Here is a 22,853-nt window from a genome sequence, read left to right on the forward strand (position 1 = left end):
GCCTTAGTGGAATACCGCTCGGCTGGAGCCACTCTGCGCAAACCGCCGTGAGGCGACCGGGCGTCGGCCGGCCGGGCGGGCGGCTACCCAGCTGGGAGCCGCCCGCCCGTTCCTGCCCGTAGGCTGGCTTCCTGTGAGCACGGAGGCCGCGCCCAAGGGCCATGAGCACCACCACGACCGCATCGGTCCGCGGCGGATGCTCGCCTTCCCCGGGTTCCGCAGGCTGCTGCTCAGCCGGTTCGCCGCGCAGTGGGGCGACGGGCTGTTCCAGGCGGGCCTGGCAGGCGCGGTGCTGTTCAACCCCGAGCGCGAGGCCGACCCGCTGGCCATCGCCGCCGGGTTCGCCGCGCTGCTGCTGCCGTACTCGGTCATCGGGCCCTTCGCCGGGGCGCTGCTGGACCGCTGGGACCGCCGCCGCGTGCTGGTCGCGGCCAACCTGCTCCGCGGGCTGATGATCCTGGTCACCGCGGTCTGCGTGATCGGCGGCGGCAGCGGGACGGTGCTGTTCACCCTCGCTCTGGTCGTGGTCGGGATCAGCCGGTTCGTCGGCTCCGGGCTCTCGGCGTCGCTGCCGCACGTCGTGCCCGTGCGCAACCTCGTCGAGGCCAACGCCATCGCCACCACGCTCGGCGCGGTGATCGCGGTGATCGGCGCGGGCTGCGCGGTCGGCGTGCGCGCCGTGCTGGGCGACGACGACACCGGCTCCGGCCTGACCACTGCCGTCGCCGTCGTCGGGTCGGTCGTGGCCGCCGTCGTGGCGGGCCGGTTCCCGCGCAACGCCCTGGGGCCGGACGCGGTGGACGAGCCCGCGCAGACCCTGGTGGCGGTCGCCAGGGGCCTGTTCGACGGCGGACGGGTCGCCGTGCGCACCCCGACCGTGCTGGCCGGGTTCGTCGCCCTGCTGGCCCACCGCGCGGTGTTCGGCGTGCTCCTGCTGCTGACCGTGCTGCTCATCCGGTTCGAGTTCGACGCCGGGATGGCCGGGCTCGGCCAGGTCGCCGGGCTGTTCGGCCTCGGCGTGCTGGTCGCGGGCATGACCACGGCGCGCATCGTGGCCGCCGTCGGCAGGCGCCGCACGATGGGCGCGGGCATGGTCGTCGGCGCGGCCGCCGTCCTCGCCCTCGGCCTGCCGATGACGATGTGGACCACGCTCGCCGCGGCGTTCGCGGTGTCGTTCGTCGGGCAGGTCGTCAAGCTGTGCGTGGACGCCGCCGTGCAGCGCGACATCGGCGACGAGAGCCGAGGGCGGGTGTTCGCGCTCTACGACACGCTGTTCAACGTCACCCAGGTCGTCTCGCTGGCGCTGGCCGCGCTGGTGGTCGCCCCGGACGGTGGCTCACCGGGACTGATCGTCGCCGCCGCCGTCGTGTACCTGCTCGGCCTCGGCGGGTTCGCCCTGGCCAGCCGCGGGCACCTCTAGCCCCTGCTCGGCAGCCCAGGCGTACAGCGCGGCGATCGCGTCGTCGTGGTCGAGCGGGCCCTGGTCGAGGCGCAGCTCCTTGAGGTGCCGCCACGCCTTGCCGACCAGCGGGCCGGGGGGCAGGCCGAGCAGGCGCATGATCTCGTTGCCGTCGATGTCCGGGCGCACCCGCGCCAGGTCCTCCTCGGCGGCGATCCGGGCGATGCGCTCCTCCAGGCCGTCGTACGTGCGCTGGAGCATGTTGGCCTTGCGCTTGTTGCGGGTCGTGCAGTCGGCGCGGACCAGCTTGTGCAGCCGGGGCAGCAGGTCGCCTGCGTCGGTGACGTAGCGGCGCACGGCCGAGTCGGTCCACTCGCCCTTGCCGTAGCCGTGGAAGCGCAGGTGGAGGAACACCAGCCGGGCGACGTCCTCGATGATCTCCTTCGAGTACCGCAGGGCGCGCAAGCGCTTGCGGACCATCTTGGCGCCCACGACCTCGTGGTGGTGGAAGCTGACCCCGCCGCCGGGCAGGTGCCTGCGGGTGTCGGGCTTGCCGATGTCGTGCAGCAGCGCGGCCAGCCGCAGGACCAGGTCCGGGCCGTCGTCCTCGAGGTCGACTGCCTGCTCCAGCACCACGAGCGAGTGCTCGTAGACGTCCTTGTGCTGGTGGTGCTCGTCGATCTCCAGCCGCAGCGCCGGGACCTCGGGCAGCACGTGCGCGGCGAGGCCGGTGTCGACCAGCAGCTCGATGCCGCCGCGCGGGTCGTCGCCGCAGAGCAGCTTGGAGATCTCGACCTGGACCCGCTCGGCGGTGATCCGGGTGATCTCGGCGCTCATCTGCGTCATCGCGGCCACCACGCGCGGCGCGGGGACGAAGCACAGCTGGCTGATGAACCGCGCCGCCCGCAGCATGCGCAGCGGGTCGTCGGCGAAGGACTCCTCCGGCGTGGCCGGGGTGTCCAGCACCCGGTTCTCCAGGGCGGCCCGGCCGTGGTGCGGGTCGATGAGTTCCTTTGTCGACAAGTCGATGGCCATCGCGTTGACCGTGAAGTCGCGGCGCACCAGGTCGCCCTCGATGGTGTCGCCGAAGCGGACCTCGGGGTTGCGCGAGACGCGGTCGTAGGCGTCGGCGCGGAACGTGGTGATCTCGCAGGTCTGGCCCGCCTTGGCCGCCCCGACCGTGCCGAAGGCGATGCCGGTGTCCCAGACCGCCTCCGCCCACCCCTTGACCAGCGCCATCACCTGTTCGGGGCGCGCGTCGGTGGTGAAGTCCAGGTCTGTGCCCAGCCTCCCGAGCAGCGCGTCGCGCACGCTCCCGCCGACCAGGTACAGCCGGTGCCCCGCGGCGGCGAAGCGGGCCGCGAGGTCGTCGGCGACGGGATTGGCGCGCAGCAGGTCCATCAGGGGCTCGGAGTGGGCGACCGGGGAACTTGACACAAGGGTCGAGGGTATCCGGCCTGGCAGGCGCGCCTCGCGGGACCGGTCCCAAGCCCGGCTCGGCACTGCGCCATTCGCATTACCATCGGTGAGGTGCCCCCGTCGTCCGGCAGGTCTCGCGGTGCCCGGTCCGGGCGCCGGTCCCGGGGGCGCAGGCTGCGCACCGTGGACGAGACCTCCGCGGGCGGCATGGTCCTCGACGCCGACCGCGACCGCGTCGCCCTGATCGGCAGGCTGGACCGGCGCGGACGGCTGCTGTGGTCGCTGCCCAAGGGCCACATCGAGGCGGGGGAGACCCCCGAGCAGACCGCGGTCCGCGAGATCGCCGAGGAGACCGGCATCGACGGCGAGGTCGTCCGGCCGCTGGGCACGATCGACTACTGGTTCATCGCCGACGGCAGGAAGCGCGTGCACAAGACCGTGCACCACTTCCTGCTGCTCGCGCGGTCCTACGAGCTGTCGGACGAGGACGTGGAGGTGAGCGAGGTGGCCTGGGTGGACCTCGCCGACCTCGACGCGCGCCTGGCGTACGCCGATGAGCGGCGTTTGGTCCGCAAAGCCCGCCAACTACTCTCCGAGCAGCCCCTCGTCTTCGGTCCCGACCGGGACCTGTCCCCGCATGGAGAGTCCCCGTGACCGCACGCCTGCGCCGCGGCCCCGCCGCGGTGGCGGCCGCACTGGCGACCCTGGCCGCGATCGTGTTCCCGGTGGAGGCGTCCGCCCAGGCGCAGTCGAGCAGACTACGCGTGGAGATCGACACGCTGTCCCCGCGCGTGGTCCAGGCGTCCGCGTCGACGCTGACGGTCACCGGCACGCTCACCAACACCGGCGACCGCGCCATCTCCGAGGTCGACCTGCGGGTGCAGCGCGGCGACGTGCTCGGCACCGAGACCGGCCTGCGGGAGGCGATCACCGACCCCTCGCTGACCTCGGCGCTCAACCGGCCCGCCGAGACCTCCGACTTCGAGGAGGTCACCCCGAGGCTGGAGCGCGGGGCGAGCGTGGACTTCCACGTCACCGTCGACCTCGTCGGCGACCTGGGGATCGACCGGCCGGGCGTGTACCCGCTCGCGCTGAACCTCAACGGCGTGCCCGACTTCGGCACCACCGAGCGGCTGGGCTCGCTGAGCACGCTGCTCCCGGTGCTGTCCGTGCCCGGCGGCGGCCGGGTCGAACCGCCTGCCAAGGCCACGCCGCTGACCGTCGTCTGGCCGCTGGTCGACGAGCCGCGCATGGTCGAGACCGCGCTCGGCGGCGGGTCCGCCGTGCTGGTCGACGACGACCTCGCGACGTCGCTGGCCGTCGGCGGGCGGCTCTACACGCTGCTCGACGCCGTCCGCACCGCGGCGGAGAGCGACCCGGCGATCCTGCGCTCGCTGTGCTTCGCCGTCGACCCCGACCTGCTGGCCACCGTCTCGGCCATGACGGAGGGCTACCGGGTCCGCAGCGGCGACGGTTTCGTCGACGGCCGCGGCGCCACCACCGCCGACCTGTGGCTGACCACGCTGCGCGAGCTCGCCCAGGGCCAGTGCGTCATCGCCCTGCCCTACGCCGACGCCGACCTGGCCGCGCTCTCCCGCGCCGACACCACCGCCCTACAGGCGCTCGCCGTCGACGCGCCGGGCATCACCTTCGACGAGCGCGGCAGGCCCCGGACCACGACCGACGTCGTCGAGTCGGTGCTGGGCGCCACCCCGGTCGACGGCGCGGTCTGGCCAGCGGGCGGCACGCTCGACAAGCGGGCGCGCGCCGCCCTGGCCGCCATCCGCCCGACCACGCTGCTCGTCGACAACACCCGGCTGACCGGCGCCACCGGCTCCGCCCCCTTCGACCTCGACCCCAACCTGCGCGCGATCCCCTACGACGGCCTGATCGCCCAGTCGCTCGAACCCCGGCTGCGGGTCGCCGACCCGGCCGTGGCCACCTCGTCGGTGCAGAACGGCCTGGCCGCCCTGGTCTTCCGCGGCGGCCTGGCGGCCACGCCGGAGCCGGTGCTGGCCGTCCCGCCGCGGCGGTGGGCGGCGAGCGCGGAGGACCTGGCCGACTTCCTCGGCACCGTCCGCGCGCTCTCCGCCCAGCGCTTCACCACCGCGCTCGCCCTGCCCGCGCTCGTGGCGGGCGAGGCCAACGGCACCGCGTCGGAGCTGGAGTACACCGCCCAGGACGCCGCCCAGGAGATCCCCGCGCCCGTGACCGCGCGCATCGGCGCGGCCGACCGGGTCCAGCGCGAGCTGATCGACCGGGTGCTGTTCGAGGACGACGCCAAGCAGGTCACCCCGGAGGCCCTGATGGCCCCGCTGCGCCGCGGCCTGACGCGCGCGGCGTCCACGGCGTGGCGCGTCGACCCCGAGCAGGCCAGGCGGGCGGCCGCGCAGGTCGCCGACGGGCTGGAGACCATGCTGGACCAGGTGTCGGTCAACGACCCGGGCAGGCCGCTGGCGCTGGCGTCCAAGGACAGCCCGCTGCCGGTCTACATCACCAACAAGCTGCCGGTCGCGGTCCTCGCGAAGATCAACGTCGGGACGACGCCCGGGCTGCGGCCGCAGGAGGACACGCTGGTCCGGATCCCGGCCAACGCCGCGATCCCGCGCTACCTGCCGACCGAGGTGACCCGCTCCGGCCGGTTCGTGGTCAACGTCTGGCTGACCACGCAGAGCGGCACCGAGCTGGGCGGGACGTCGCGGGTGGAGCTGAACTCGACCTCGTTCGGCAGCATCATCCTGATCGTCACCGGCACCGCGGCGGGGGCGCTGGTGCTGATGGTGGGGCTGCGGGTGGTGCGTAGGCTGCGCAAGGCCAAGGCCGCGGACTCCGCCGGGGCCGACCTTTGACCCGAGCGGGAGCGGGCGTGCAGCAGGGCGGCGATCAGCCGAAGGTGCCGTCGCTGGCGCGTGCCAGCGGCGGGATGGCGGTGGCGACGCTGATCAGCCGGATCACCGGCTTCGGCTGGAAGCTCCTGCTCACCGCCATCGTCGGCCTCAGCGTCATCCAGGACTCGTTCACCGTCGCCAACACCCTGCCGAACATGGTGTTCGAGCTGCTGCTCGGCGGCGTGCTGGCCAGCGTCGTCGTCCCGCTCCTGGTCCGCTCGCAGGACGACCCCGACGGCGGCCAGGACTACATGAACCGGCTGCTCACCGTCGCCATGACCGGCCTGGCCGTCGGCACCGTGCTCGCGGTCGCCGCGGCCCCGCTGTTCACCTGGCTCTACGTCGACGACTCCACCGGCAAGGCCAACCCGGAGCTGACGACCGCCTTCGCCTACCTGCTGCTGCCGGAGATCTTCTTCTACGGCCTGTTCGCGCTGCTGAGCGCGATCCTGCAGGCCCGGCACGTGTTCGGCCCGACAGCGTGGGCGCCGGTGCTCAACAACGTGGTCATCGTGGCGACGCTGCTGCTCTACCTCGTCGTCCCCGGTGAGATCACGCTCAACCCGGTCGACATGAGCGAGCCGAAGGTCCTGGTGCTCGGCATCGGCGTGACCATGGGCATCGTCGTGCAGTCGGTCGTGCTGATCCCGGCCCTGCGCCGGATCGGCTTCAAGTACCGCTGGACGTGGGGGCTGGACTCGCGGCTCAAGGAGTTCGCGGGCCTGGGCCTGTGGGTGCTCGGCTACGTCGCGGTCAGCCAGGTCGGCCTGGTGATCACCCAGCGGGTGCTGACCGCGGCCGAGAAGGGCAGCGTCTCCATCTACGCGAACGCCTGGCTGCTGTTCCAGCTGCCCTACGGCGTCATCGGCGTCTCGCTGCTGACCGCGATCCTGCCGAGGATGAGCAAGTCGGCCGCGCGTGGCGACACCAAGGCCGTGATCGACGACCTCTCCACCGGCAGCAGGCTCTCCACGGTCCTGCTGGTGCCGATCAGCGCGGTGCTCACCATCGCGGGGGCGGCCGTCGGCGTCGCCCTCTTCAGCCTGGGCGAGTCCACCGTGGCCGACGGCCACCGGCTCGGCGTCGCGCTGGCGTTCTCAGCGTTCGGGCTGCTGCCCTACGCGCTCGTGATGCTGCAGCTGCGGGTGTTCTACGCGATGAAGGACGCCAGGACGCCCACCCTGATCATGGTCGGGATGACGGTCGCCAAGATCCCGATGCTGTACCTGTGCGGCTGGCTGCTCGAGCCCGCGAACGTGGTCGTCGGTGTGATGCTGGTCAACTCGCTGACCTACGTCCTCGGCGCCGTCGCAGGCCAGATGTGGCTGTGGGTGCGGCTCGGCCACCTGCGCAACAAGAAGATCGTCTCGCTGATCGCCAAGACCGTGCTCGCCAGCGCCGCGGGCATGGCCGCCGCCTGGCTGGCCGCCGAGGTGCTGGTGCCCGACGGCGTCCAGGGCGCCGGGTCGGCGTGGGCGACGCTCATCCTGCAGAGCCTCGTGGCGGGCGGTGTCGCCTTCGGCGGGCTGGCGCTGTTGAGGGTGCCGGAACTGCGGCCCGCGACCACGCGAATCACCCGTCTGGTCCGCCGGGGCTGATCAGCGCACTCTCCAAGGGCATGCCGGATTCCCGTACTCTCGGGCGCGGGAGCGACGGCAGAAGCGAGAGCACGGTGACGACGAGGCGATCCGAGGTGCCCACGGGCGGGGAGCAGGCAGGCTATCGACCGCCTGCGGGCTCGCTCGTCCCGGGTGGGCTCGTCGGGGAGGGCCGCTACCGGCTGCTGGCCCAGTGCGGCGCCGAGCCGCGCGCTGGCGTGCAGTTCTGGCGGGCCCGCGACGGCCAGCTGCGCCGCGACGTCGCCCTGACCCTGCTCACCGGCTCCCCCGCGGACGCGGCCGCCGTCGAGCGCGCCCGGCGGGTGCTGGAGCGCGCCGCGCACACCGCCCGGCTCGACCACCCCGGCACCGCCCGGGTCCTCGACGTGGTCGCCCCCGGCGCGGGCATCGGACCGCAGGAGGGCGTGCTCGGGCTCGTCATCGCCGACTGGTCGGCGGGCACCGACCTGCTCGACGTGATCGCCGAGCACCCGCTGCCGCCGGGCACCGCCGCCCGGCTGCTCGAACCGCTCGCCGCCGCCGTCGACCAGGCCAACCACACCGGGCTCGTGCTCGGCATCGACCACCCGCAGCGGGTGCGGGTCACCCCGGACGGGCAGCTGCGGCTGGCCTTCCCCGGACCGCTGGCGCACGCGGGCATGCGCGACGACGTGCGCGGCCTCGGCGCGGTCCTGTACCTGCTGCTCACCGGCCGCTGGCCGCTGCCGGACGGCCCGGAGGGCGTGCCGCCCGCCCCGCGCGGCCCCGACGGCACGGTCCTGCCCCCGGCCGCGCTGTTCCCGTACATCCCGCTGGAGCTGTCCGTCGCCGCGGTGCGCTGCCTCGCCGAGGACGCCCACGGCGGCATCCGCACGGGCGCGGCGCTGCTGCAGGTGCTGGAGCGGGCCCGCCTGGCCGACGACCAGACCCAGCGGCTGGTCGCGCTGGAGGAGGAGTACGAGGACGACGGCGCCGTGTGGACCACGCGGCCGCCGAGCAACGACAAGGCGCAGCGGCGCAAGCTGGCCATCGGCGTCACCGCGCTGGCCGTGGCCACCGTCGGCGTGCTGGCCTGGGTGGGCATGCAGCTGATCAGCTTCTTCGACGACGGCGGCCCGTCGGGCGGGCCGACGATCACCGCGACCGCGCCCGGCGACACCACCGCGGCGGGCGGGGCGCCCACGCCGAAGCCGGTCGTGCCCGCCGGGCCCATCCGGCCAGCGGACATCAAGGTCTTCAACGTCGGCGGCACCCCCGACAACCCGCGCCGCGCGAACCGGGCCGTCGACGGCGACCCGGGCACCGCGTGGCGGACCGACACCTACAAGGACCAGTTCCCCGCGCTCAAGCCCGGCGTCGGCCTGATGGCCTCGTTCGCCGAGCCGGTGTCCCTGGCCGAGGTCGCCGTCGACTCGCCGAGCGACGGCACCGTGGTCGAGATCCGCAGCGCGCCGTCGGCCGACCCCGAGCTGGGCGATACCAAGGTCATCGGCCGGGCGACGCTGCGGGCCGGGCAGACGAAACTGCAGCTCGACCGGGCCGAGCCGACCCAGCACGTGCTGGTCTGGATCACCACGCTCGGCCAGGGCAACCGGTCCGAGCTGAGCGAGATCGGGTTCATCCGGGCGCAGTGACGGGGTGGTTGACCACCCCCGTTACATTGTCCGCGTGACCGCCCCAGCCAGCTCGGACGCCGACCTCATCGCGGCGCATGCCGCCGGTGATCCGCGCGCGTTCTCCGAACTGGTCCGCAGGCACCGCGACCGCCTGTGGGCGGTGGCGCTGCGCACCCTGCGCGACCCCGAGGAGGCCGCGGACGCGCTGCAGGAGGCGTTCATCTCCGCCTTCCGCGCCGCCGGGTCCTTCCGCGCGGAGTCCCAGGTGACGACCTGGCTGCACCGCATCGTCGTCAACGCCTGCCTCGACCGCGTCCGCAGGCGCAACGCCCGCCCGACAGTGCCGCTGCCGGAGACCGGACCCGGCGAGCCGGTCAGCCCGCGCGACGCGATGGCCGACCGGGAGACCCAGCTGGTGGTGCAGCGCGCGCTGTCGGAGCTGTCCGAGGACCAGCGGATGCCGATCATCCTGGTCGACGTCGAGGGGTACTCGGTCGCCGAGACCGCCCAGCTGCTCGGCATCGCCGAGGGCACCGTCAAGAGCCGCTGCGCCCGGGGCCGGGCGAAGCTCGCGAAATCGCTCGGACATCTGCGGAACCCCGGTGCAGATGCGAACGTCCCAGGTGGCGCTGGCGATTGGCGAGGTGTGCCCGACGGGCGCCACGGGGAGGGACGATGACGGACAAGATTCGGGGCAGTATCGGCCCCGACGGCCCGCCATGGCCCGTCGACCTGCTGGCCGACCTGCACGCCGGCGTGCTGGAGCCGGGTCGCGCCGCCGAGGTGGGCACCCGGGTGGCCGCCGACCCCGACGCCCGCGCGGTGCTCGCCGCGCTGGACTCCGTGCGTGCCGACCTCGGCGCGCTGCGTGAGGCCCCCGCCCCGCCGATGCCCGAGCACTTCGCCGCGCGGATCGACGCAGCGCTGGCCGAGGAGGCCCGCAGGGCCTTCGCCACGAACACCCCGCCCGCGGGCGCCCCGGTGATCGACCTGGCGACCGCGCGCCGCAAGCGCGGCCGGATGGCGGCCTGGGGCGGCGGCCTGCTGACCGCCGCTGCCGCCGCCGTCGCGGTGGCCTTCGTCGCGCTGCCGCAGGACACCCCCGGCACCGGGGTGGCCGCGCCGAGCCCCACCGTCTCCGACGGCGGGACGAACGCCGAGCCGCCGCTGAGCGTGGGCCGGGAGAACATCGGCGAGTCGGTGAACGACGTCGTCGACGCCGAGGACTACGGGCCGCTCGGCGACCGGGCGGGCCTGGACCGCTGCCTGGACGCCAACGCCATCGACCCGGCGAGCGCCCAGGTCGTCGGGGTGCGCCCGGTGACCCTGGACGGCAAGTCGGGCGTGATGGCCATCATGCTCGGCGAGAAGGCCGCCCAGTTCCGGGTGCTCGTCGTCACGCCGGACTGCTCCGCCCTCTACAACGGGCTCATCAACTGATCCCACTTCGTGGGCCGGCATAGGTGAGTGGCAGAAGGCGGCGGAACAAGAGCGCCATACCATCGCGTTGACATGTGTGCGTCCGGACGAGCACGTCCGGCGGAAGCGATGGAGGGCGAATGTCTGCGCAGATCCGCAACCTGATCATCATCGGGTCCGGACCGGCCGGCTACACCGCGGCCGTGTACGCCGCGCGCGCGCAGCTGAACCCGCTGGTGTTCGAGGGGTCCCAGTTCGGCGGCGCGCTGATGACGACCACCGAGGTGGAGAACTTCCCCGGCTTCCGCGACGGCATCATGGGCCCGGACCTGATGGAGCAGATGCGCGCGCAGGCCGAGCGCTTCGGCGCCGAGCTGCGGCCCGAGGACGTCGAGTCGGTGGACCTGACCGGCCCGGTGAAGGTCGTCGAGGCCAACGGCGTGCGGTACGAGGCCAAGGCCGTCGTGCTCGCGATGGGCGCGGCCGCCCGCTACCTGAACGTCCCCGGTGAGCAGGAACTGCTCGGGCGCGGGGTCTCGGCGTGCGCGACCTGCGACGGCTTCTTCTTCCGCGACCAGGACATCGCCGTGGTCGGCGGCGGCGACTCGGCGATGGAGGAGGCGACCTTCCTCACCCGGTTCGCCCGGTCGGTGACGATCGTGCACCGGCGCGAGGAGTTCCGCGCCTCGAAGATCATGCTGGAGCGCGCCCGGTCCAACGAGAAGATCAGGTGGCGGCTCAACACCGCGATCGACGCGGTGCTCGGCGAGCAGAAGGTCACCGGGCTGAAGGTGCGCGACACCGTCACCGGCGAGGCGGACGAGCTCGACGTCACCGGCTTCTTCGTGGCCATCGGCCACGACCCGCGCAGCGCCCTGGTCAAGGGCCAGGTGGACCTCGACGACGAGGGCTATGTGATCACCAAGGGCCAGACCACCTACACCAACCTCGACGGCGTGTTCGCCGCGGGCGACCTGGTCGACCACACCTACCGGCAGGCCATCACGGCGGCGGGCTCGGGCTGCGCCGCGGCCATCGACGCCGAGCGCTGGCTGGCCGAGCACGGCACCGAGGAAGCCGAGATGGCCACCGAACTGGTCGGCGGCGGCTACGGCAAGAGCAACTGAACAAGGAGAAAGAGATGGCCGGCAACACAGTCACCGTCACCGCGGACTCGTTCGACGCGGACGTCATCAACAGCGGCAAGCGCGTCCTGGTCGACTTCTGGGCGACCTGGTGCGGACCGTGCCGCATGGTCGCCCCGGTGCTGGAGGAGATCGCCCGCGACCACGCCGACAAGATCACCGTCGCCAAGCTCGACATCGACCAGCACCCGACCATCGCCCGCGACTACCAGGTGATGTCCGTGCCGACCATGATCCTGTTCGAGGACGGCAAGCCGGTGAAGACCATCGTCGGCGCGAAGCCGAAGGCGGCGCTGCTGAGCGACCTCGACCTGGCCTGACCCGCGTCACGAACCCGGGGCCCCGCCCGTCTCGTTGTCAGACGGCGGACCCCGGGTTCGCTCGTCCCTGTGACCGATCGCGTCCGGACCGGAGCGGCAAGGCACAATGGTCGACTGTCAGGATTCGCACAACCGACTCGAGAGCGAGGGTCCATGCGGGTACTCCGCCGCGGCGACACGGGCCAGGCTGTGGCCGAGGTCCGCTCCACGCTCGTCGCACTGGGCATGGCCACCCCGGCCCAGGAAGCGGACGTCTTCGACGCCCAACTGGAACACGCCGTGCGGGCGTTCCAGCAACGGCGCGGCCTGATCACCGACGGCGTCGTCGGCCCCGCCACCTACCGGGCCCTGCGCGACGCGACCTACTCCCTCGGCGGCCGTCCGCTGGCCTTCCTCGTCTCCGCCCCCCTGACCGGCGACGACGTCCTCACGCTGCAGGAGCGGCTGCTGGAGCTCGGCTACGACGCGGGCCGCTCCAACGGCGTCTTCGGCGCGCAGACCGAGGCCGCGCTGCGCAACTTCCAGCGCGACTACGGCCTCACCGTGGACGGCATCTGCGGCCCGCAGACCGTGCGCGCCCTGCGCCAGCTGTCCCCGCGCGCCCGCGGCGGCCGCCCGGTGCTGCTGCGCGAGCAGGAGCGCGTCCGCAGGGCCGGGCCCCGGCTGCGCGGCAAGCGCATCGTCATCGACCCCGGCCACGGCGGCGACGACCCGGGCCTGTCCATCGGCGGGGTCTGCGAGGCGGACCTGATGTGGGACCTGGCGACCCGGCTGGAGGGCAAGATGGTCGCCACCGGCATGGAGGCGCTGCTCTCCCGCGGCCCCGACCAGTGCCCCGACGACGCCGACCGCGCCCACTTCGCCAACGACACCGGCGCCGACCTGGTGCTGTCGCTGCACACCGACGGCAACCGCTCCCCGCACGCGCAGGGCGTGGCGGCCTTCCACTTCGGCACCGGCAACGGCGCCACCTCCACCCTCGGCGAGGCGATGGCGGGCCTGATCCAGCGCGAGCTGGTCATGCGCACCGGCATGCGCGACTGCGGCGCGCACCCCAAGACCTGGGACATGCTGCGGCTGACCCGCTGCCCCGCGGTGCGCATCGAGATCGGCTACCTGACCAACGAGGAGGACCGGCGCAGGCTGAGCGAGCCCGCGTTCCGGGACGTCGTGGCCGAGGGGATCCTGGTCGCGGTCAAGCGCCTCTACCTGCTCGGGCAGAACGACCAGCCCACCGGCACCTTCACCTTCGCCGACGTGCTCGCGCACGAGCTGGCCAAGGCGGAGTAGCGCCTCAGCGCTGCATGGCCGGGGTGCCAACGGTGCTGATCGTGACCGTGCCCAGCAGGCGTTCGAGGGCGGCCTCGACGTCTTCCTTCCAGGTGATGGCCGAGCGCAGCTCCAGCCGCAGCCGGGGCCAGCGCGGGTGCGGCCGCACGGTCTTGAAGCCGACGCTGGTCAGGAACGCCGCGGGCACCACGCAGCTGTGGTCCTCGTCGGGGTCCATGTCGCCGAAGGTCTCGATGGCCCGCACGCCGCGGCGGGTGAGGTCCTTGGCCACCGACTGCACCAGCAGCCTGCCGAGCCCGCCCTTGCGGAACTCGGGGAGCACGTGGAAGCCGGTGAGCACGACGGCGTCGGCGCTGATCGGCGAGGTGGGGAACGCCGAGGCGCGGGGAACGGCGTTGGGCGGGGCGTAGAGGACGAATCCGACCGGCAGTTTGTCGCTGTAGACGATCCGGCCGCAGGACCCCCACTCGAGCAGGACGCTGGAGACCCAGGCCTCTTTCTCCAACTCGGTGGTGCCGAACTCCTCGGCCTGCTCCTTCAGGTGCGGCGCGAGCTCCCAGTACACGCAGGACCGGCACTGCTTAGGCAGATGCTCCAGGTTGTCCAGCGTGACGCCGACGACGCGTCGCGACACCCAACCTCCCCCGCCCGAGTTCCCTTACCGGGACAGGATAGGGCGATGTGACCTGCGTCGGAACCGCAGACGCGATTATCCGGCCGACGTCACCCCTCCGGTTACACTCGAACAACGCATGCGAGGAGGCGTCGTGAGCAGCTTGCACCAGCCGCCGGACCGAAGCGGGGCGCGCAGCCTCGACCCCCACCTGAGCCGCTACGCGGCCCGGGCGGAGGGCATGACCGCATCCGAGGTGCGAGCGCTGTTCGCGGTGGCGAGCAGGCCGGAGGTGGTGTCGCTGGCGGGCGGCATGCCGAACCTGGCCGCGCTGCCGCTGGACTCGCTGTCCCAGCAGATGGCGAGCATCGTCGCCGAGGAGGGCATGACCGCCCTGCAGTACGGCTCCGCACACGGCGTCCCGCAGCTGCGTGAGCAGATCTGCGAGGTCATGGCGCTGGAGGGCGTGCACGGGCACCCGGACGACCTGGTGGTCACCGTCGGCTCGCAGATGGCGCTCGACCTGGTCACCCGCATCTTCTGCGACCCGGGCGACGTGGTGCTCGCCGAGGGCCCGTCCTACGTCGGCGCGCTGGGCACCTTCGCCTCCTACCAGGCCGACGTGCGCCACGTGGCCATGGACGAGCAGGGCCTGGTCCCGGCCGCGCTGGAGGAGGCCATCGCCGCCGTCCGCACCGCGGGCAAGCGGGTCAAGTTCCTCTACACGATCCCGAACTTCCAGAACCCCGCGGGCGTGACCCTGGCCGTGCCCAGGCGCGCGGAGATCCTCGACATCTGCCTGCGCCACGACGTGCTGGTCATCGAGGACAACCCGTACGGCCTGCTCGGCTTCGACGGCCAGATCTACCCCGCGCTGCGGTCGATGGACCGCGACAACGTCATCTACCTGGGGTCGTTCTCCAAGACGTTCGCCTCCGGCCTGCGCGTGGGCTGGGCGCTGGCCCCGCACGCCGTGCGCGAGAAGCTGGTGCTGGCCGCCGAGTCGGCCGCGCTGTGCCCGCCCACGCTGAACCAGCTCGTGGTGTCGCGCTACCTGGCCACCCACGACTGGAAGGGCCAGATCAAGTCGTTCCAGACGATGTACCGGGAGCGCAGGGACGCGCTGCTGGCCGGGCTGGAGCAGCACATGCCGCCGGGCTGCACGTGGACCCGCCCCGACGGCGGCTTCTTCGTCTGGCTGACCGTGCCCGAGGGCGTGGACACCAAGGCGATGCAGCCGCGCGCGGTGACCGCGCGGGTGGCGTACGTGCCCGGGACCGGCTTCTACGCCGACGGGTTCGGCAGCAGGCAGATGCGCCTGTCGTTCTGCTACCCGCCGCCGGAGCGCATCACCGAGGGCGTCCGCAGGCTCGCGTCGGTGCTGGCCGAGGAGCTGGAGCTGCTGCGCACCTTCGGCCCGACGGCCAGGCGCGCGATGTCCGGGGCGCAGGCCCCCTCGCCCGACACCGCCTGATCGGCGGTCGCTGAATCGTGCCGGTGTACCGTCGGCACTGATTTCGTGTGCCGAGGAACAGCCGTGCTGAGGAGTCCTGTCGTGTCCGATCGCTGGGTGACCGTCCTTGCCGGTGGGCTGTCCCACGAGCGCGACGTGTCGCTGCGGTCCGGCAGGCGCGTCTCGGCTGCCCTGCGCTCGACCGGCGTGACGGTGGAGGAGTGGGACGCCGACGCCGCCCTGCTGCCCCGCCTGCGCGAGCACCGCCCCGACGCGGTGGTGGTCGCCCTGCACGGCGGCGAGGGCGAGAACGGCTCCATCCAGACGATCCTGGAGCTGCTGGACATCCCGTACGTCGGCACCGACGCCGACGCCTGCCGCCGGGCGTGGGACAAGCCGACCGCCAAGGCCGAGCTGGCCCGCGCCGGGCTGCTCACCCCGGACTGGGTCGTCCTCCCGCACAGCACGTTCCGCGAGCTGGGCGCCCAGCCGGTGCTCGACGCGATGGTCGAGCGCCTGGGCCTGCCGATGATGCTCAAGCCCGACCAGGGCGGCTCCGCGCTCGGCGCCCAGGTGGTGCGCGACGCTGCGGACCTGCCCACGGCGATGGTCGGCTGCCTCGCCTACAGCGACACCGTCCTGGCCGAGCGCTACGTCGAGGGCACCGAGGTCGCCGTCACGGTCATCGACACCCCGGACGGCCCGCTGGCCCTGCCCGCGGTGGAGATCACCGCCCACAACGGCGTCTACGACTACACCGCCCGGTACACCGCGGGCCTCACCGAGTTCCACGCCCCGGCCCGGCTGCCGGAGGAGACGGCGGCGAAGGTCGCCGACCTCGCGGTCTCCGCCCACCGCCTGCTGGGCCTGCGCGACATCTCCCGCACCGACGCCGTGGTGGACCGCGACGGCGACGTGCACTTCCTCGAGGTCAACCTCTCGCCCGGGCTGACCGAGACCTCGTTGGTCCCGATGGCCGTCGAGGCGGCAGGCCGCTCCCTCGGCGAGATCTACGCCGGTCTGGTCGACCGCGCGATCACCCGCCACGGCTGACCCGACCCGGCTGCCATGATCACGTCGTGGCCACTGCTCCCGTCCCGCAGCCGACCCGTCCCGACCCGCCCCTGAAGCCGCTCTCCGGCAGGCTGATCGCCGCGGTGGCCGCCGCGATCGCGCTCGCGACCGCAGCCCTGGTCGTCGCCCTCTGGTGGGCGGGCACCAGCGGGCTCAGCGGGCCGGAGCTCGTCACCGCCCGCTTCGACGCCCTGCGGACCGGGCTGAGCGTCGGGCTCGGCGGTGGCGGCGTGTTCGCCCTCTACCTCGCCTGGCGGCGGCAGCGGTCCACCGAGATCGGCCTGCGGCAGAAGGAGCGCGACCAGGCGGACGTGGCGAAGGCGTACGCGCTGCAGGAGCGCGTCGCCGCGGCGACCGAGGCCGACGCCGCCGCTCGGCGGATCACCGACCTCTACACCAAGGCGGCCGAGCAGCTCGGCTCGGACAAGGCGCCGGTGCGCCTGGCGGGGCTGTACGCGATGGAGCGCCTGGCCCAGGACAACCCGTCCCAACGCCAGACCATCGTCAACGTCCTCTGCGCGTACCTGCGGATGCCGTTCACCGACGACCCGGACGACCTGGCCTCGGCCCAGGAGCGGCAGGTCCGGGTGACCGCCCAGCGGATCCTGTCCGCGCACCTGCGCCACCAGAACGTCCCGAGCGAGTCGTTCTGGCCGGACATCGATCTCGACCTCAGCGGTGCGGTGCTGGTCGAGTTCAACATGACCAACACCCGGGTGCGCGGCGCGCGGTTCGCCAACGCGACCTTCGTCGGCGCCGCGTGGTTCAACGGCGTGACCTTCGCGGGGGACGCCCGCTTCTACGACGCGACCTTCACCGGGCCCGCCCGCTTCCACAACTCGACCTTCCGCGCCAAGGCGCTGTTCCAGCGGGCCACGTTCGCCGAACCACCGGATTTCGCGGGCGTGGTCGCGCCCGCGGAGTTCGCGGAGCGCCTTCCCGGGTCGGCTACGGCGAGCCACGACGACGACCACCAACGGTCATCGTCACCGTGACGAAAGCGGCCGGTATGGTTCCCTACGACCGTTTCATGTCTGATTTATCCCTTTTTCCGCCATCAGCTCGACGATGCGCTCCAGGTCGTCGACCGAGCCGAACTCGACCACGATCCGACCCTTCCGCTTGCCGAGTTCGACCTTGACGCGGGTGTCGAACCGGTCGGACAGGCGGTCGGCGACGTCCTGGAGGCCGGGGGCGTGCATCGGCTTGCGCGGGGCGGGCTTGGCCTTCGGCGGGGGAGCGCCCTTGGCGAGCGTCACCGCCTCCTCGGTCGCCCGCACCGACAGGCCCTCGGCCACGATGCGGGTCGCCAGGTCCTCCTGCGCGCCCGGGTCGTCGAGCCCGAGGAGCGCGCGGGCGTGACCGGCCGACAGCACGCCCGCCGCGACGCGGCGCTGGACCGGCAGGGGCAGGCGCAGCAGCCGGATGGTGTTCGTGATGACCGGGCGGCTGCGGCCGATGCGGCCTGCCAGCTCCTCGTGGGTCACCTCGAACTCGTCCAGCAGCTGCTGGTACGCCGCCGCCTCCTCCAGCGGGTTGAGCTGCACCCGGTGGATGTTCTCCAGCAGCGCGTCGCGCAGCATGGCGTCGTCGGCGGTCTGGCGGACGATCGCCGGGATGTGCTCCAGGCCCGCGCGCTGGGCGGCGCGCAGCCGCCGCTCGCCCATCACCAGTTCGTAGGCGCCGTTCAGCTCCCGCACCACGATCGGCTGCATGAGGCCGAACTCGCGGATCGAGTGCTCCAGCTCGGCGAGCGCGTCCTCGTCGAAGACCTGCCGGGGCTGCTTCGGGTTCGCCGTGACCGCCGCGGTCGGCACCTCGCGGTAGACCGCGCCCGCGACCGGCTCGGCCGCGGGCGCCTCGGCCGGGGGAGTGGGCAGCTTCAGCCCGTTGGACACCGGCGCGGCGGGCGGGCCCTGCGGGATGAGGGCCGCGAGGCCGCGGCCCAGTCCACCCTTGCGGCCGCCACCGGCCGCGCTCACTGGGCCGCTCCGCGTTCGGCGATCTCCCGCGCGGCGTCGAGGTAGCTCATCGCGCCCCGAGAGCCGGGGTCGTACGCGAGGACCGTCTGGCCGTAGCCCGGCGCCTCGGACACCTTCACGCTGCGGGGAATGACGGTCCGCAGCACGGTCTCGCCGAAGTGGGTGCGCACCTCGTTGGTCACCTGGTCGGCCAGCTTGGTGCGGCCGTCGTACATCGTCAGCAGGATCGTCGACACCGACAGCGCGCGGTTGAGGTGCGTCTGCACGAGCTCGATGTTGCGCAGCAGCTGGCTCAGCCCCTCCAGCGCGTAGTACTCGCACTGGATCGGGATGAGCACCTCCTGGGCGGCGACCATCGCGTTGACGGTCAGCAGCCCCAGCGACGGCGGGCAGTCGATGAACACGTAGTCGGGGTCGATCTGGTCGAGCGCCTCGTCGGAGAGCGCCTCCTTGAGCCGGGACTCCCGGCCCTGCATCGACACCAGCTCGATCTCCGAGCCCGCGAGGTCGATCGTGGCGGGCACGCAGAACAGCCGGTCCGACTGGTCGCTCAGCTGCGCGGCCTCGGCCAGGGACAGCTCGCCCAGCAGCACCTCGTAGACCGACGGCGTGCCCGAGCGGTGGTCGACCCCCAGCGCGGTGCTCGCGTTGCCCTGGGGGTCGAGGTCGATGACGAGCACGCGCAGTCCGTGCATCGCCAGCGCGGCGGCCAGGTTCACCGTGCTCGTCGTTTTGCCGACGCCGCCCTTCTGGTTGGCCACGGTCAGCACGCGACGGCTCAGCGGCCGGGGGAACATCCGGTCCGGGTGCTTGATCCGGGTCGCCCGGGCGGCTTCCTCCTCGATGGGCGTCCATCCGGCGACGGACGCCGCGGTCGGCTGGCTCATCGGTCCCCCTCCGACCGCCGGTGTTTCACGTGGAACATCCTCGCTCCGTTCTCAGCCTCGACGTGCACGCTGGTCCTTCCCGGTCCGCCGCGGCAGCCGTTCGACCACCACCACGGTGGTCGGCGGATCCACCACGGTGGCGCCGCACCGCTCGATCCTGGGGTCGCCCCCGCCCGCGCGCCGGATCTCCGCGCGGTCCCGCTCGATCTCCTCGGCCGCGCTGGCCCCCTTGAGCGCGACCATCCGGCCACCCGTCCGCAGCAGCGGCAGGCACCACGCACTGAGCTTGCCCAGGGGAGCGACCGCGCGGGCGGTGACCACATCGGCCCCGGTGACCCGGTCACGCACGGCTGGCTCCTCGGCCCGCCCGCGCACCACGGCGACGGACGACAAGCCCAGAGTCTCTACCACCTCGTCCAGCCACGCCACCCGTCGCGCCATCGGTTCCACGAGCGTGATGCTCAGGTCGGGCCGGGCGATCGCCAGCGGGATGCCGGGCAGCCCGGCGCCGGACCCGACGTCCACCACGCGGCCCCGCTCGGGCAGCACCTCGGCGATGACGGCGGAGTTGAGCACGTGCCGGTCCCACAGCCGGTCCACCTCGCGCGGCCCGATCAGGCCGCGGGCGACGCCGTGCACGGCCAGCAGTTCGACGAACCGCTCCGCGAGCCCGGTCCGGTCTCCGAAGACCGACGACACCCGGTCCCGATCAAGGTTCGTCATATGCCTTCCGATGTTCCACGTGAAACAGTGCGTTGCAGAGATTGTCGCCGATGCCCCCGCGACCGCCGCAGCAGACTCCCCGGTGTTTCACGTGAAACACGAAAGAGGCGCGGCCCGCCAGAGCGGACCGCGCCTCTTCCTGAACCACGCCTACTGCGGGAAGACGACCACCCGGCGTCGGGGGTCCTCGCCCTCGCTCTCGCTGTGCACGCCCTTCACGGTGGCGACCGCGTCGTGCACGACCTTGCGCTCGAACGGCGTCATCGGCTGCAGCCGGATCCGCTCGCCGGTCGACAGCGCCTTCTCGGCGGTCGCCCGGCCCAGGTCGGCCAGCTCCTCGCGGCGGGCGGCGCGCCACCCGGCGATGTCGAGCATCAGCCTGCTGCGGGTGCCGGTCTCCTGCTGCACCGCCAGCCGGGTCAGCTCCTGCAGCGACTCGAGGACGCTGCCCCGAGGGCCGACGAGCTTGTCCAGGTCCTCGCCGCCGTCGATGCTCACCACCGCGCGGCTGGCCTCGACGTCGAGATCGATGTCCCCGTCGTAGTCCAGGATGTCGAGCAGGCGCTCCAGGTAGTCGCCCGCGATGTCGCCCTCCTTGACCAACAGGTCCTCGGTGGCGGCCGCCTTCTCGACCGGCGCCTCCTCGGCGGTGGTGGTCTCAGGCTCCTGCACCGTCTCCGGCACGGTAACTCCTCTCCAGGTCGAGCGACGCCTCAGCGGTTCTTGCGACCTGACTTCTTACGGGAACGGTCCGCGCTCGGACCGGGAACCTGGGTGCCGCCCGACGGCTTGCCGGTCTGCGGCTTCGCGCCGGGGCGCGGCTTGCTGCCCGCGGCGGGCTTGGCGCCGCCGGTCGCGGGCTTGGCGTCCGGCTTGGCGTTCGGCGTGGCGTCCGGCTTGGCGTTCACGTCGTCGGCGGGCTTGCGCGGCGGGGCGGCCTTCTTCGCCTGGGCGGGCTTCTGCCCGGGCTTGGGCGCGGCGGCCGAGCGCTTCTCGATCGCGGCGGCCTTCGCGGCCGCCTCCTCCTTGTCGATCTTCTGGTAGACGACGTGCTGCTGCATGAGCGTCCAGCTGTTGTTGCTCAGCCAGTACATCAGCAGACCGATGGGGAAGAAGAAGCCACCGACGAGGACGCCCAGCGGGAAGATCCAGAGCGTCAGCTTGTTCATGATCGCGGTCTGCTGGGTGGCCGCGTCCGGGTTCTGCCGGGCCACCGAGTGCCGCGCGGTCAGGTGGGTCAGCACGCTGGCGAGGATCATCAGCGGGATCGCGACCAGGATGACCGAGGTCCGGTCGACGCCGTAGGCGACGAGCTCGGCGCCGGGCTGGGTGATCCAGTTGCTCAGCCGCGCGCCGAACAGGTTGGCGTCGAGGTAGGACTGCACGCCCTGGGCGTCGAAGAAGTAGTTCTCGGTCTTGCCCGGCTCGAACTCGCGCAGGACGTGGAACAGGCCGATGAAGACCGGGATCTGCAGCAGCATCGGCAGGCAGCCGCCCAGCGGGTTGACCCCGTGCTGGGACTGCAGCTTCTGCATCTCCTGCGCGAGCTTCTGCCGGTCGTTGGCGTACTTCTTCTGCAGCTTCTTGATCTCGGGGGCGAACTCCTGCATCTTCCGCATGGAGCGCACCTGCTTGACCATGGGCTTGAACATGATCGCGCGCAGGGTGAAGACGAGGAAGACGATGCCCAGCGCCCACGAGACCGCGCTGGACTCACCGAAGATGTGACCGAAGACCCAGTGCCAGCACCACAGGATGAAGGACACCGGGTAGTAGATGAAATCGAGCACGAACTACTCCTCGGCAGCTCTCACGTCAGCCGGGCCGGTCCCGGTCAGGTTCTCGGGGTGCCGCGGCGGCACCGGGTCCAGTCCGCCGGGGTGCCACGGGCCGCAGCGCAGCAGGCGGCGCAGCGCGAGCCACGAGCCGCGCAGCGCACCGTGCTCGGTGAGGGCCTCGGCGGCGTAGGCGCTGCAACTGGGGTAGAAGCGGCACGCGGGCGGCAGCAGCGGCGAGATCCACCTGCGGTAGGCGCGCACGGGAGCCAGCAGCACCCGGGCACCAAGGCTCGGCGCGGTCCCTACCGTCACGACTCATCACCACTCGACAGCCGGAGCTTGCGAAGCGCGGCGTCGAGGTCCGCGCCGAGCTCGGCGCTGGTCGCCTCGGCGGCGCGCGGCAACGCCCGCACGACCAACGCGCTGCCCGGCGGCAGAGTTCCGAGCCGGTCGCGCACGAGGTGGCGCAGCCGCCGGGACACCCGGTGGCGGACCACCGAGTTGCCCACGGCCTTACTCACGACGAAACCGACCCTCGGCGAACCGGGGTCGGCTTCGGGGTCCGCTGGGCCCGCCACCGCGTGCACCACCAGCCGGGTGCGGCCCGCCCGGCGACCCCCGCGGGTCACCAGCCGGAAGTCCGCGCTGCTGGTCAGCCGGGCGGCCGCGGGGAGCACGGCGGCGGTTGGGCTCAGGCCGACAGCTTGTCGCGGCCCTTGCGCCGACGGGCGGCGAGGATCGCGCGGCCCGCACGGGTGCGCATCCGCAGGCGGAAGCCGTGCGTCTTGGCGCGGCGACGGTTGTTCGGCTGGAAGGTGCGCTTGCTCACAGCTCTATCTCCCGGGTACTAGCCCTGCCAGTCGTTCTGGCCGTAGGTCGGGTCTCGCGCGGGCACGGCCCAGGCGGATCGCGCGCAAGCCGCTCACGGTGCGGGCACGCAGAACTCGCCCGCCGCAAGCGGGAGACCTTATGAGAGTACGCACCCGCTCTGGCGGGGACAAATCCGGGTACCCGGGGATCGCGTCTTGTGGCGACCGGCCGTCCTTGTTAGCGTGCGGGCTCTTGGCTTGCCGGACGCCGATGGGAGCCCCTGCCGGGCCGACCGTGCCGGACCACTGAGTACCGTTGACCCGCCACGGGGTGTCGCCGCGGTTCGCCGTACCTTCGTGCACAGTTGTGGACAACTGTTGTGGATGAGCGCCGGACACCCGGCGTGCGGGGGCCGTCGGAGGGGAGGGGAGCGGCGTCG

General features: G+C 72.7%; 23 protein-coding genes. 13 read left to right on the plus strand and 10 right to left on the minus strand.

Annotated elements, in window-relative coordinates; translation table 11 throughout:
- Positions 1-196: 196 nt before the first annotated feature.
- A complete protein-coding gene (locus Actkin_RS32400) occupies positions 197-1,420 on the plus strand; it encodes an MFS transporter (protein WP_258908077.1) in 1,224 nt (407 codons plus the stop codon).
- Here the strand turns inward: Actkin_RS32400 and Actkin_RS32405 are convergent.
- The gene (locus Actkin_RS32405; RefSeq protein WP_258908078.1) at positions 1,337-2,800 is read right to left on the minus strand and encodes a CCA tRNA nucleotidyltransferase; all 1,464 of its coding nucleotides are present in this window, start codon (positions 2,798-2,800) and stop codon (positions 1,337-1,339) included. The two genes, Actkin_RS32400 and Actkin_RS32405, sit on opposite strands and share 84 nt — an antisense overlap.
- 129 nt (positions 2,801-2,929) lie before the next feature.
- Here Actkin_RS32405 and Actkin_RS32410 point away from each other — a divergent pair, with 129 nt between their 5' ends.
- From Actkin_RS32410 to Actkin_RS32450, 9 genes are all read left to right on the plus strand, one after another.
- Entirely contained in the window at positions 2,930-3,472 is a 543-nt protein-coding gene (locus Actkin_RS32410) for an NUDIX hydrolase (RefSeq protein ID WP_189209031.1), read from the plus strand.
- A complete protein-coding gene (locus Actkin_RS32415) occupies positions 3,469-5,667 on the plus strand; it encodes a DUF6049 family protein (RefSeq protein WP_258905364.1) in 2,199 nt (732 codons plus the stop codon). Before Actkin_RS32410 ends, Actkin_RS32415 begins: the two co-directional genes overlap by 4 nt.
- 17 nt (positions 5,668-5,684) lie before the next feature.
- Positions 5,685-7,304, plus strand: coding sequence for a murein biosynthesis integral membrane protein MurJ (gene murJ, locus Actkin_RS32420; RefSeq protein WP_258905365.1), 1,620 nt, complete (start codon positions 5,685-5,687; stop codon positions 7,302-7,304).
- A gap of 74 nt (positions 7,305-7,378) precedes the next feature.
- Positions 7,379-8,938 (plus strand): protein kinase family protein, encoded by a 1,560-nt coding sequence (locus Actkin_RS32425; RefSeq protein ID WP_258905366.1) that lies wholly within the window; start codon positions 7,379-7,381, stop codon positions 8,936-8,938.
- Positions 8,939-8,972: 34 nt separating this feature from the next.
- A complete protein-coding gene (sigM, locus tag Actkin_RS32430) occupies positions 8,973-9,599 on the plus strand; it encodes an RNA polymerase sigma factor SigM (protein ID WP_189209029.1) in 627 nt (208 codons plus the stop codon).
- A complete protein-coding gene (locus tag Actkin_RS32435; RefSeq protein WP_258905367.1) occupies positions 9,596-10,360 on the plus strand; it encodes an anti-sigma factor family protein in 765 nt (254 codons plus the stop codon). The genes sigM and Actkin_RS32435 overlap by 4 nt, the downstream gene beginning before the upstream one ends.
- 119 nt (positions 10,361-10,479) lie before the next feature.
- Complete coding sequence (gene trxB / locus Actkin_RS32440) at positions 10,480-11,466, plus strand: thioredoxin-disulfide reductase (RefSeq protein WP_189209027.1); 987 nt, start codon at positions 10,480-10,482, stop codon at positions 11,464-11,466.
- 14 nt (positions 11,467-11,480) lie between these two features.
- On the plus strand, positions 11,481-11,804 hold the full coding sequence (gene trxA, locus Actkin_RS32445) for a thioredoxin (protein WP_189209026.1): 324 nt from the start codon (positions 11,481-11,483) through the stop codon (positions 11,802-11,804).
- 153 nt (positions 11,805-11,957) lie between these two features.
- On the plus strand, positions 11,958-13,094 hold the full coding sequence (locus tag Actkin_RS32450) for an N-acetylmuramoyl-L-alanine amidase (protein WP_189209025.1): 1,137 nt from the start codon (positions 11,958-11,960) through the stop codon (positions 13,092-13,094).
- Between the two features lie 4 nt (positions 13,095-13,098).
- Here Actkin_RS32450 and Actkin_RS32455 read toward each other — a convergent pair whose 3' ends face one another.
- Complete coding sequence (locus tag Actkin_RS32455) at positions 13,099-13,728, minus strand: GNAT family N-acetyltransferase (protein WP_189209024.1); 630 nt, start codon at positions 13,726-13,728, stop codon at positions 13,099-13,101.
- Between the two features lie 133 nt (positions 13,729-13,861).
- Here Actkin_RS32455 and Actkin_RS32460 point away from each other — a divergent pair, with 133 nt between their 5' ends.
- From Actkin_RS32460 to Actkin_RS32470, 3 genes are all read left to right on the plus strand, one after another.
- Complete coding sequence (locus Actkin_RS32460) at positions 13,862-15,181, plus strand: aminotransferase-like domain-containing protein (protein WP_258905368.1); 1,320 nt, start codon at positions 13,862-13,864, stop codon at positions 15,179-15,181.
- An 81-nt stretch (positions 15,182-15,262) separates the two neighbouring features.
- A complete protein-coding gene (locus Actkin_RS32465; RefSeq protein WP_189209022.1) occupies positions 15,263-16,213 on the plus strand; it encodes a D-alanine--D-alanine ligase family protein in 951 nt (316 codons plus the stop codon).
- 26 nt (positions 16,214-16,239) lie between these two features.
- The gene (locus tag Actkin_RS32470; protein WP_258905369.1) at positions 16,240-17,229 is read left to right on the plus strand and encodes a pentapeptide repeat-containing protein; all 990 of its coding nucleotides are present in this window, start codon (positions 16,240-16,242) and stop codon (positions 17,227-17,229) included.
- Positions 17,230-17,262: 33 nt separating this feature from the next.
- On the opposite strand, the gene Actkin_RS32475 is transcribed toward Actkin_RS32470, so the two are convergent.
- The 8 genes from Actkin_RS32475 to rpmH all read right to left on the minus strand — a co-directional run bounded on the left by Actkin_RS32475 (position 17,263) and on the right by rpmH (position 22,433).
- Positions 17,263-18,216 carry a ParB/RepB/Spo0J family partition protein gene (locus Actkin_RS32475; RefSeq protein WP_258905370.1) on the minus strand — a complete coding sequence of 318 codons (954 nt, stop codon included), beginning with the start codon at positions 18,214-18,216 and terminating at the stop codon, positions 17,263-17,265.
- Positions 18,213-19,103, minus strand: coding sequence for a ParA family protein (locus Actkin_RS32480; protein WP_189209019.1), 891 nt, complete (start codon positions 19,101-19,103; stop codon positions 18,213-18,215). The genes Actkin_RS32475 and Actkin_RS32480 overlap by 4 nt, the downstream gene beginning before the upstream one ends.
- Before the next feature lie 51 nt (positions 19,104-19,154).
- On the minus strand, positions 19,155-19,826 hold the full coding sequence (gene rsmG, locus Actkin_RS32485) for a 16S rRNA (guanine(527)-N(7))-methyltransferase RsmG (protein WP_189209018.1): 672 nt from the start codon (positions 19,824-19,826) through the stop codon (positions 19,155-19,157).
- Positions 19,827-19,976: 150 nt separating this feature from the next.
- The gene (locus Actkin_RS32490; protein ID WP_396122915.1) at positions 19,977-20,510 is read right to left on the minus strand and encodes a Jag family protein; all 534 of its coding nucleotides are present in this window, start codon (positions 20,508-20,510) and stop codon (positions 19,977-19,979) included.
- A gap of 29 nt (positions 20,511-20,539) precedes the next feature.
- Positions 20,540-21,616, minus strand: a complete 1,077-nt coding sequence (gene yidC / locus Actkin_RS32495; RefSeq protein ID WP_258905371.1) for a membrane protein insertase YidC — start codon at positions 21,614-21,616, stop codon at positions 20,540-20,542.
- A gap of 3 nt (positions 21,617-21,619) precedes the next feature.
- Complete coding sequence (yidD, locus tag Actkin_RS32500) at positions 21,620-21,916, minus strand: membrane protein insertion efficiency factor YidD (protein ID WP_189209015.1); 297 nt, start codon at positions 21,914-21,916, stop codon at positions 21,620-21,622.
- Positions 21,913-22,281, minus strand: a complete 369-nt coding sequence (rnpA, locus tag Actkin_RS32505; protein ID WP_189209014.1) for a ribonuclease P protein component — start codon at positions 22,279-22,281, stop codon at positions 21,913-21,915. The genes yidD and rnpA overlap by 4 nt, the downstream gene beginning before the upstream one ends.
- 14 nt (positions 22,282-22,295) lie before the next feature.
- Positions 22,296-22,433, minus strand: coding sequence for a 50S ribosomal protein L34 (gene rpmH, locus Actkin_RS32510; RefSeq protein ID WP_189209013.1), 138 nt, complete (start codon positions 22,431-22,433; stop codon positions 22,296-22,298).
- Positions 22,434-22,853: the final 420 nt, after the last annotated feature.

The organism is Actinokineospora sp. UTMC 2448 (assembly GCF_024760565.1).
Taxonomy (GTDB): Bacteria; Actinomycetota; Actinomycetes; order Mycobacteriales; family Pseudonocardiaceae; genus Actinokineospora; species Actinokineospora fastidiosa.

What these genes read in the sequence shown, in the direction of transcription:
- trxA (WP_189209026.1), top strand. Translation starts at nt 11,481, where the DNA reads ATGGCCGGCAACACAGTCACCGTCACCGCGGACTCGTTCGACGCGGAC.
- Actkin_RS32405 (WP_258908078.1), bottom strand. Translation starts at nt 2,800, where the DNA reads ATGGACCTGCTGCGCGCCAATCCCGTCGCCGACGACCTCGCGGCCCGC.
- trxB (WP_189209027.1), top strand. Translation starts at nt 10,480, where the DNA reads ATGTCTGCGCAGATCCGCAACCTGATCATCATCGGGTCCGGACCGGCC.
- Actkin_RS32480 (WP_189209019.1), bottom strand. Translation starts at nt 19,103, where the DNA reads ATGAGCCAGCCGACCGCGGCGTCCGTCGCCGGATGGACGCCCATCGAG.
- Actkin_RS32400 (WP_258908077.1), top strand. Translation starts at nt 197, where the DNA reads ATGCTCGCCTTCCCCGGGTTCCGCAGGCTGCTGCTCAGCCGGTTCGCC.
- Actkin_RS32450 (WP_189209025.1), top strand. Translation starts at nt 11,958, where the DNA reads ATGCGGGTACTCCGCCGCGGCGACACGGGCCAGGCTGTGGCCGAGGTC.
- Actkin_RS32435 (WP_258905367.1), top strand. Translation starts at nt 9,596, where the DNA reads ATGACGGACAAGATTCGGGGCAGTATCGGCCCCGACGGCCCGCCATGG.
- rsmG (WP_189209018.1), bottom strand. Translation starts at nt 19,826, where the DNA reads ATGACGAACCTTGATCGGGACCGGGTGTCGTCGGTCTTCGGAGACCGG.